Below are 9775 nucleotides of genomic sequence, written 5' to 3'. Positions count from 1 at the left end.
AACTTTACAAGCAATTTATGGTGGTGCTGCTGCTCGACCTTTTATCACTCATCATAATGCTTTAGATGTAGATTTATATTTGCGAATTGCTACAGAATTATTTCTGAAGAGAGCAATTTGTGGAGGTTTTGAACGGGTATTTGAATTAGGGCGAGTATTTAGAAATGAAGGAATTGATAGTACCCATAATCCTGAGTTTACTTCCCTAGAAGTTTATCAAGCTTATGCAGATTATTTTGAAATTTTGGGCTTAGTAGAAGATGTTATTTGTTATAGCATCACTAATGTTTTAGGGGATTTAAAAGAGATAGAATATCAAGGTCAAACTATTAGTTTGGAACGCAAATATGACCATAGTCAAAAATATCCTAATTTCACTGGCAAACATTGGCAAGTTAAAACAATGGTAGAGGCAGTTAAGGATGAAACAGGATTAGATTTTGACAACTTAGAATTAGCAGAAGCTATTCAAGCAGCAGAAAAATTAAACCTCAAATTATCTAAATTAGAAACACAAAGTTTAGGTTATCTTTTATATGCAGTTTTTGACCAAAAAGTAGAGTCAACTTTAATTCAACCTACCTTTATAATTGATTTTCCTGTTGAAGTGAGTCCGTTAGCAAAAAGACATCATAGTAAACCAGGTTTTGTAGAAAGATTTGAGTTATTTATTCACGGCACCGAATATTCTAATGGTTTCTCCGAGTTAAACGATCCGCAAGACCAGCGCAAACGTTTCGAGGAACAGATCGCCCAAAGAGAAGCAGGGGATGATGAAGCACACCCAATGGATGAAGACTTTATTCAGGCATTGTCATTGGGGATGCCTAACTGTGGTGGGATGGGTATTGGTGTTGACCGCGTGGTGATGTTGCTGACTAATACTCAAAGCATTCGAGATGTGATTATGTTCCCGACTATGCGTTCGACTTTAAAGGATTAAGTATTATAGCGCTACGCGCAATTTAGAATTTAGGCGTTGGTGAATGATTGTATGATTTTTAGGAGTCAGGAGTTAGTAGTTAGTAGTCAGGAGTCAGTAGTCAGTAGTCAGTAGTTAAAACAGCTTTTTTCCTTACTATCAATCTTACTCCGATACGAATNGATGTGATTATGTTCCCGACTATGCGTTCGACTTTAAAGGATTAAGTATTATAGCGCTACGCGCAATTTAGAATTTAGGCGTTGGTGAATGATTGTATGATTTTTAGGAGTCAGGAGTTAGTAGTTAGTAGTCAGGAGTCAGTAGTCAGTAGTCAGTAGTTAAAACAGCTTTTTTCCTTACTATCAATCTTACTCCGATACGAATTTCATACCTTATTTCACCAATGCCAGAATTTACAATTCAAAAGTAATTCCTGACGCTCGGAGAGAGCATTTATAAATGTCCTAACTAACTAATACCATTTTCAAACAAGGCAGTTACATCTGATTTTGTGATTTATTCATACAATAAAAAAATAGAAACTCCATGAATTCTAGAAATCAAACCTTTTTTCCACTGTTTTATCATGTTTTTCTTCCCCTGTTCCCAGTTAAGTGTTCCCTGTTCCCTGTGTCGTGACTGTAGCAATATTTTATGAAATTGGTATAACGTAGTGCTATATAAGTAAGACTTAGGCAAAGAAACCCGGTTTCTAGGATAAATTATTGTTTTTAATAAAATACGTCTACGAGAAACCGGGTTTCTAGTTTCCCTTGCGTAATTCCCGATCTAGCTATATTTACAAATATTTCTTGCTTACTTTCTAAGCTTAACGCCAATCAGGAGGATATAGACTATCAACATTAGGCATTTCATCAATCTTTTGTAGCAAATTTCCTAATTTTGGATATTTTTGCTCTATAGGTAATATGTCTATGTTTAATTTACTTACTTCTTCCTGAGCTGCTAATTTTTCCACAAATTTAAAAATAGGATAAATGGCAATATCTGCCGCCGATAATTTATCCCCTGCTAACCAATTTTTATCAGCTAAAACATTATCATTGAGTATAGTAAATTCTCCTTTTAACTTTTGGAAATTTTCAATAACTTGCTCCTCTTTCCCTGCTAAACCTCCAAAGAAAATTGGAGGGATAAGTTGAAGTAAAAGAGGCACAATTATATTTTCAATTTCACACACCTGTTGCCAAATTATTGCTTGTTCTTGGCTAGTATTGCCAAAAAGTTGCCACTCAGGAGATAGAGAATCTAAATATACTAAAATTGCTATAGATTCACGGACAAAAAATTCTCCATGTTTTAGTAGTGGCACTTTACCACGAGGATTTAAAGCTAGATAATTAGGTTGCTTATGTTCCCCTGTTGATGGGTCTAAATAATGAGAGATATAATCAATATTATGAATTGCTAAGGCCAGCTGTACTCGCCAACCAAAAAGACTACCTTGAAAGGAAAAAAGTTCTATTGTTGGATTCATTTTCTTGAATACTATTCCTGATTATCAAGGATAAATGATGCCAAAAATTTAGCTAGTAAAGCTAGGTTAACTCTAACATACCCCTACGGTAAAATGTTACCATCTATTTAGGATTGCTATAGTTAATAACTATTCTGAATAATTTATTTTATCCAAAGCTTTCTTCGCTCTAAACATAACTCTCAAAAAAGCTACCTGACTATTCCAAGCAGAACGAGGCAATAGTGGCTTGGAAGCGTCTATTTCAGTTACATCTTTAGTATCAAGTTTTTGATTGGCAGAAATCTTTTCTGAAGAATTAATACTAGACATAATTATTATATTTAATGAATTTCTGATTATTTACTAACAGCAACTAACTCAGGAGTTGACTCATTTTCTTCTTGCCAACCTTCAGGCCATTGAATACGATCGCTGGTAAAATGTAGAGAATCATTTTCTGGCCAAGGAGTATTAATAGGTTCTTCAATTAGAGCAAACTCCCCATTATCAAAAGGATTTCCACTTGCTTTATACTTAAGTTCAACCCTTTCCCGAATTCCTTGTTTGGCCTGAGTTAACGCCCGATGATGGCAGTAAGGATTATTACCTCGTTTGTCAAAGAAAACATGAGCTGTCCAACTGCAACCACCACGACAAAGTTGAGCAAATTCACAACCTTTGCAGAAACCCCATAAATGATCTGTTCCCTGTGGAGTATCTGCTCCCAAATTAAACCGCAACTCTTCTGTTTCTTCAATAATTGTCCGCAGTGAATAATCTCGGATATTACCGCCAGTATAGGCAGAAGTTGGCAATGACGGACAACCTTTGATTGCACCATCAGCTTCAATACCTAAAGTCGATAACCCGGCATTACATCCCTGCCAAAATGCCCAGGGATTATCTTTTCCCCGCCCCCGCAATAATCTTTCGTAGGGACCGTAATAACCAATATTATTTCCTGGTTGAACCTGCACTCCTTCTTTGTACGCTCGTTTAGCAACACGGGCGATCATAGGATATAAATCTAATAATTCGTATGGCTGCATCAAAATCTCACTGTTATCTGCTGCATTCCCCATCGGTACAGTTAACTGAATTTGCCAAGCGAAGACACCCGCATCACGAATACGCTCATAAATTTGGGGAAACTCTGGAGCAGAAAGGCGATTAATTTGAGTATTACAACCGACGGCAATACCTGCCTCTCTTAGATTAGCTATTGTTTTAAAAGCCCATTGCCAGGAACCCTTTTTACCTCGGAGGCGATCGTGAGTTGCCTCTAAACCATCCACGGAAACCGAAACTACCCTAATACCGGCTTCCTTCATCCGACGGGCAGTATCAAGGGTAATGCCAAATCCCCCAGTTGTCATGCCACACATCATTCCTGCATCTGTAATAGCTTTAGCAATTTCTAACCAGTCTGGGCGCAAAAAAGCTTCTCCACCAATTAGAGTTACTTCCGTAATTCCCACTTCTGCTAATTGCTTCACCATATCTAGAGCTTCTTCAGTAGAAAGCTCTTTTGTTCTGGTATGTCCGGCACGAGAACCACAATGTTGGCAAGCCAGATTACACTTTAATGTGATTTCCCAAACAGCGTAACTGATGCGATAAGTCATTTTTTAATATCGTTAAATTAACTTAATGAATGTATTAACTACCGTAATTTCCTTCTTGGTTTCCCCATTATTGATTACAGGAGTTCCAAAAACAAGATGAGTAAACACTATTGGCTCTACAGTGGGAGGCCACCAGACAACGCCATACGCTGCCTGTCCAGTTAGCCCACCTAAATCTAAATCTGAAAACTGTTATTATTAATGAATGTATCAAATCCCGTAATTCCCTTCTTGGTTTCCACATTAGTTCCAAAAGTAATACTAGAAAACACTGTTGGCTCTGCAGTGGGAGGCCGCCAGGCAACGCCATACGCTGGCTGTACAGTTATCCCACGTAAAAAATCTAAATCTAAATCTGAGAGGTTAAAAGAAATTCTTGATAACCCACCCACAAAAGAAATTGTTGATAACCCACCCACAACTGCTGCCAGTTGTTCTTCGTTCATTTCCTCGAACACATTATTTTCACCATCAGTTGATTCTAACATCTGGGATGTATATTCTTCTAACTCCTCAGTGCTGAACTCATAACCAGCTTCTTCCAGGATTTTTTTTCCTTCTTCTTGAGTTTGAGTAGCTTGCAGTTGAGCTAAAAACTCTTGATCATCAGCTATTCTTTCATAGAAAGCTTGAACATTTTCTAAGGACATAATCAACTCCTAAATTTCTTGAGATTATTTATTAGTTATATGTAAGTAATACCAATTCACTTTAAAGATGTCACAAATAATTTCCGACTTTAACGGAATATCAATAATCAACCTTCTCCCTTTGGCTATACATCAGAGATGGAATTTGATTGCTGACAACTTTTTCCAGCTTTCAACGAGTCGCACTTTGTTTTGTTTGATATTTTTAATATAAGCAAAATAATTCGGGAGTGGTTGCCAATTTGGCAGATGTATTTGCCATAAAAAAATAGACCACCTGTATAAAGTTTTTTTTTAATCAGGACGTACGCAAAATGTAGAATTATACGCTATCTGTAGGGGTGATTCGCGTAATTAGGAGCATTCCGGAACGGAAATCACCCCTACTAGATGTGGTAGTTATGCGTAAGTCCTGTTAATCTAATAGGACTTACACAGTACAAAGTATTTTCGTCATTGCGACCGATAGGGAAGCAATCTCAAATCTTAGTTTTTCGTACCTCATGCGTAAGTCCTGTCTAATTGTCCACCATATTAGCCACAACAGTAACCCAATTTTTACATGGATGATTACTGGCAAGTCATCGGCTCTTTCCGATTGGGTTTCTCTCAATTACAGCAGTTTTCATTTCAGTAGACCACAGTAGGGGCGAATGGCCAGCAAGTAGGGGCGATTCGCGTAATTAGGAGCATTCCGGAACGGAAATCGCCCCTACAGGGTTTTGGTGATGACGATGTGGTTCATCAATCTGAAAAGCGCTGTAATGGCTTCTCTAATCTCTCAACTACTTACCTAGATTNGAATGGCCAGCAAGTAGGGGCGATTCGCGTAATTAGGAGCATTCCGGAACGGAAATCGCCCCTACAGGGTTTTGGTGATGACGATGTGGTTCATCAATCTGAAAAGCGCTGTAATGGCTTCTCTAATCTCTCAACTACTTACCTAGATTATACTTGAAAGCATTTATTTGGCTAGAGACATTTGATTTAAGTGAACCGTGAGACCCAATTATCGGTAATTTTATGCGATTAAAGCTTACCAATATTGATCCATCTAGAGTGAAACTATCATCCCTACCTTTTTTCTTGAATTTAGGTTGACCAGACACTTTGCTAAAGCAACGTTTCCAAGATAAAGATAAATACCTCAAAGCATCCATACGGTGCTGTTGAGCGAAACCTCGTAGTACCAGCAGTTTTTCGGTTTANGTGAGACCCAATTATCGGTAATTTTATGCGATTAAAGCTTACCAATATTGATCCATCTAGAGTGAAACTATCATCCCTACCTTTTTTCTTGAATTTAGGTTGACCAGACACTTTGCTAAAGCAACGTTTCCAAGATAAAGATAAATACCTCAAAGCATCCATACGGTGCTGTTGAGCGAAACCTCGTAGTACCAGCAGTTTTTCGGTTTAACCATTGCTACTAAAAGTTTATGTAGGTCAATTGCACTCGGAAATTTGATTTTGCTGTCTTTTGTACCCTGGTTATGATTTAATATATTTCGGGTTAACCATAATCCCCAGTTCCAAGCATGACGTGCTACACCTGCGTGTTTATCTAGTAAGGTTTTTTGTTGATTATTTGGGTGCAGTTCAGTTTTGAATCCAAGTAGCATAAAACAGATAATTGGAGATAAGCACATAGATTATACCAAATTATAGCCAACAGTTACTAGCCCTTAGGAAACGAATTCAAAAGAGGGAGCGTCTAAAATAGAGCCAATATCAACCCCTACGAAAGTCGCAATTATATCGTCATTAAACAAAAGCAAGCCATTGTTACCAGCATCATTGCCAAAACCATAACCCCCTAGATCATCTGCATTGAGTCGGATGATATCTACATTTAGCTGAAAATCCTGAATGACTGCAATGTCACTATCAGCATTACCGCTATAGAAAACACTACTCTCGTCCCCAAGCACAAAGGTATCTTCACCATCACCGCCGACTAAAATATCAACTTCAACAACTCCTACACCGCCAGTACCTCCCATGAGAATGTCATTGCCTTCACCCCCGTCGACAGTGTCAAAACCTGCACCCCCAACAAGATTGTCATTGCCATCTTCACCGAAGAGAAAGTCATTGCCTGTTTCACCATCAAGGTTGTCATCACCGCTAGGAGAACTATTGTTGCTGCCACCCCAAATACGATCGTCACCGCTGCCTCCTCGGATATTGTCATTGTCTCCTTCACCGAAGAGTTGGTCATTGTCTGCACCACCCTCAATATCGTCATTGCCACTGCCACCGAGCAGGATGTCATTGCCATCGCTCCCAAAAAGGGTGTCATTGCCACCCCTCCCGAAGTGTAGGTCATCNACCGAAGAGTTGGTCATTGTCTGCACCACCCTCAATATCGTCATTGCCACTGCCACCGAGCAGGATGTCATTGCCATCGCTCCCAAAAAGGGTGTCATTGCCACCCCTCCCGAAGTGTAGGTCATCACCCTCGTTATCTAATAGCTGGTCGTCGCCTTCGCCCCCATCAAGAATGTCATCGCCTCTCCCCCCGATTTGGGTGTCATTGCCTTCCCCGCCATCCAGTGTATCCGAGCCATTGCCCCCGGTGATAAAATCATTACCGCCCTCACCGAAGAGTTCGTCATTACCATTGTCACGAGCACCATCTCCTATGATTTGGTCATCACCATCACCCCCGTAGATGGTGTCATTGCCAGCATTGCCCAAGAGTTGGTCGTTACCATTGGAAACTCCGTCCCCATCTCCATATATCTCGTCATCCCCGGCGTCCCCTTTGATGAAGTCAGTGCCGGCAAAACCAACTAAGGTATCGTTTCCGCTACGAGCGATGATATTATCGTCTCCTCCATAAGCGAGAACTAAATTATCTTCTGAATTACCTCTAGGGATGAGCAAGAAGTCGTTTCCATCAGTTCCTTCTATTGTAGCCATGATATTTATATTTATCTCCTAAAATTATATTTCTTAGATTCTACTTAAGGGGTGCATCCCTGTTTTTATTTTTCAACATAAAGAATAACTGTCATTGCGTAGCTTGCTTCCCGCAGGGTGGAAAAACGACGAAGCCATCCCATTATTTTCTTCTTGGTGAGAGATTTTGCGATTGCTTCACTCCACTACCTTCGGGAACATCTTCGATGAACGTTACGTTGGCAATGACCTGCCAAAAAGTGGGATGCTCCCTAATTAAAAAACAAAATAATAATAGTTTCAGTGCCGAGCCAAAAAACTTGAAACCCTGATAATATTACGTTTTTTCTTGATAGCGGTAGCCACAAAGGTTAGGACATATTGAAAGGCTCAAACCACCCAAGAGCAATAATCAATCTTCTGCCTTTGGCTATACATCAGAATTAATTTGAGCGCTGAAAACTTTTTCCAGCTTTCAGCGACTCTGAGCACATTCATTTTCGGCTTTGTTGCCAAGTTTTCAGCTCCTGATGGATTTAATTAAGCAGGGGAAAACTTGACAAAGCCANCTTTGTTGCCAAGTTTTCAGCTCCTGATGGATTTAATTAAGCAGGGGAAAACTTGACAAAGCCATTGAGAACCCTAATCAGGGATCAATCAAATGGGAATTAGCCAACAGCAGCAATTGATTTGCTGAAGGACTCAGAAGACCAGTCGGTAGCTTGAGCACCAGTGTCGGTGATGGTCTTAGTATTTTTGCCATAAGCATCAGCTATCGCTTGAGCTTCAGCTGCGTTGCCAGTAACGTCAACTTTGGAATATATGTCGTTTTTGACTACAGTGTTAAAGTATTCTGTGACATATACATTCTTTTTGAAGTAGCTGTCGAATTTAATCCCACCGCCACCAAGTACTTCTTCGTTGGCAGTTTCTAAGTAGTTTAATTNTCTTAGTATTTTTGCCATAAGCATCAGCTATCGCTTGAGCTTCAGCCGCGTTGTCAGTGACGTCAACTTTGGAATATATGTCGTTTTTGACTACAGTGTCAAAGTATTCTGTGACATATACATTCTTTTTGAAAGTGCTGTTGAATTGAACACCACCGCCACCAAATACTTCTTCGTTGGCAGTTTCTAAGTAGTTTAATTCAGAAATAATCATTGTGTGTTGCCTTATTTTTTTTCTCAAACAGTTTGGTTTTGTTTGACATTTTTAATATAAGCAAAATAATTCGGGATTGGTTGCCAATTTGGCAGATGTATTGAAAAAAAATAGACTAATTTTTATCTAGTTTTTTGCCATGAAAAGCTGCTTAATTCTCTTGAAGAATTAAGCAACTATGATAGTATTAACAGGATAAAACACAAATTTAAAAGTAAAGAAGCCGTAAGTTTTGAGTATGGAAAAAAGGTTAAAATATGACGCATATTAACCATTAATTACCATAAAAAACTTTTGTCACGATTCTTATTTGATGACTCCATGACGAGTTTTCAGTTGAGCAATTATTTATTTCCCTTTAACTCAATCAAGGCTTAATTTTTTGCATTAACTGAATTCATATAATTAGATATAATTAGTCATTTTTCAGGTTTTATTATGACAATAATATCGCCGATTTAATGATTTTATTGACTTGAATTTTTGTGAGAAAAATAATTATTTTTCTCGTCTCAAAATGTGATTGATTGATAATTTTGACAAAGCTATAATCAATGAGAATTTTGAGTCGTGACAGATTAACACACTGTTGTTTTCGGGACTAGGCATTTCTACCTCGAAAACTCAGCTCGGACAAGACTTCCGTATTTAGCGATCGCTCTGATTGTGATCAATCAGGGTATTACCTAGGGAAATACGAATTAATATCTGCTCTGGTGTGGCTCAAAATTGTTAACTAAGAGCAACTTTTCTTGATAGGGGTAGCCACAAAGGTTAGGACATATTGAAAGGCTCAAACCACCCAAGAGCAATAATCAATCTTCTGCCTTTGGCTATACATCAGAATTAATTTGAGCGCTGAAAACTTTTTCCAGCTTTCAGCGACTCTGAGCACATTCATTTTCGGCTTTGTTGCCAAGTTTTCAGCTCCTGATGGATTTAATTAAGCAGGGGAAAACTTGACAAAGCCATTGAGAACCCTAATCAGGGATCAATCAAATGGGAATTAGCCAACAGCAGCAATTGATTT

7 protein-coding genes and 1 pseudogene are annotated in these 9775 nt (G+C 38.7%); 1 reads left to right on the top strand and 7 read right to left on the bottom strand.

Translation table 11 applies throughout. From position 1 onward, the window contains the following. Positions 1 to 943, top strand: a 943-nt coding sequence (locus AFK68_RS23935; RefSeq protein WP_305778154.1) for an amino acid--tRNA ligase-related protein, incomplete at its 5' end; no start/stop codon positions are given. A gap of 811 nt (positions 944 to 1754) precedes the next feature. Here the strand turns inward: AFK68_RS23935 and AFK68_RS23930 are convergent. From AFK68_RS23930 to AFK68_RS23895, 7 genes and pseudogenes are all read right to left on the bottom strand, one after another. Then, positions 1755 to 2423, bottom strand: coding sequence for a glutathione S-transferase family protein (locus tag AFK68_RS23930; RefSeq protein ID WP_094675671.1), 669 nt, complete (start codon positions 2421 to 2423; stop codon positions 1755 to 1757). A 129-nt stretch (positions 2424 to 2552) separates the two neighbouring features. After that, positions 2553 to 2735 (bottom strand): hypothetical protein, encoded by a 183-nt coding sequence (locus AFK68_RS23925; protein ID WP_094675669.1) that lies wholly within the window; start codon positions 2733 to 2735, stop codon positions 2553 to 2555. 26 nt (positions 2736 to 2761) lie between these two features. Next, positions 2762 to 4030, bottom strand: a complete 1269-nt coding sequence (locus AFK68_RS23920) for a nif11-class peptide radical SAM maturase 3 (protein WP_094675667.1) — start codon at positions 4028 to 4030, stop codon at positions 2762 to 2764. A gap of 176 nt (positions 4031 to 4206) precedes the next feature. Beyond that, positions 4207 to 4680, bottom strand: a complete 474-nt coding sequence (locus AFK68_RS23915; RefSeq protein ID WP_094675665.1) for a Nif11-like leader peptide family natural product precursor — start codon at positions 4678 to 4680, stop codon at positions 4207 to 4209. 1358 nt (positions 4681 to 6038) lie between these two features. After that, positions 6039 to 6302, bottom strand: coding sequence for a helix-turn-helix domain-containing protein (locus AFK68_RS35455; protein ID WP_168186623.1), 264 nt, complete (start codon positions 6300 to 6302; stop codon positions 6039 to 6041). A 63-nt stretch (positions 6303 to 6365) separates the two neighbouring features. Beyond that, positions 6366 to 7010: pseudogene (locus AFK68_RS46285) on the bottom strand (calcium-binding protein); the annotation flags it as partial. Position 7011: 1 nt separating this feature from the next. Continuing rightward, the coding region (locus tag AFK68_RS23895) for a calcium-binding protein (protein ID WP_305778153.1) at positions 7012 to 7605 on the bottom strand (594 nt) is incomplete at its 3' end. Positions 7606 to 9775: the final 2170 nt, after the last annotated feature.

Source organism: Hydrocoleum sp. CS-953 (assembly GCF_002260545.1).
In the GTDB taxonomy this organism is placed as follows: domain Bacteria; phylum Cyanobacteriota; class Cyanobacteriia; order Cyanobacteriales; family Microcoleaceae; genus Trichodesmium.
Note: the sequence above shows the minus strand (reverse complement) of the source record. Positions and strands in the feature narration are given on the sequence as shown.

What these genes read in the sequence shown, in the direction of transcription:
- AFK68_RS23930 (WP_094675671.1), bottom strand. Translation starts at nt 2,423, where the DNA reads ATGAATCCAACAATAGAACTTTTTTCCTTTCAAGGTAGTCTTTTTGGT.
- AFK68_RS23925 (WP_094675669.1), bottom strand. Translation starts at nt 2,735, where the DNA reads ATGTCTAGTATTAATTCTTCAGAAAAGATTTCTGCCAATCAAAAACTT.
- AFK68_RS23920 (WP_094675667.1), bottom strand. Translation starts at nt 4,030, where the DNA reads ATGACTTATCGCATCAGTTACGCTGTTTGGGAAATCACATTAAAGTGT.
- AFK68_RS23915 (WP_094675665.1), bottom strand. Translation starts at nt 4,680, where the DNA reads ATGTCCTTAGAAAATGTTCAAGCTTTCTATGAAAGAATAGCTGATGAT.
- AFK68_RS35455 (WP_168186623.1), bottom strand. Translation starts at nt 6,302, where the DNA reads ATGCTACTTGGATTCAAAACTGAACTGCACCCAAATAATCAACAAAAA.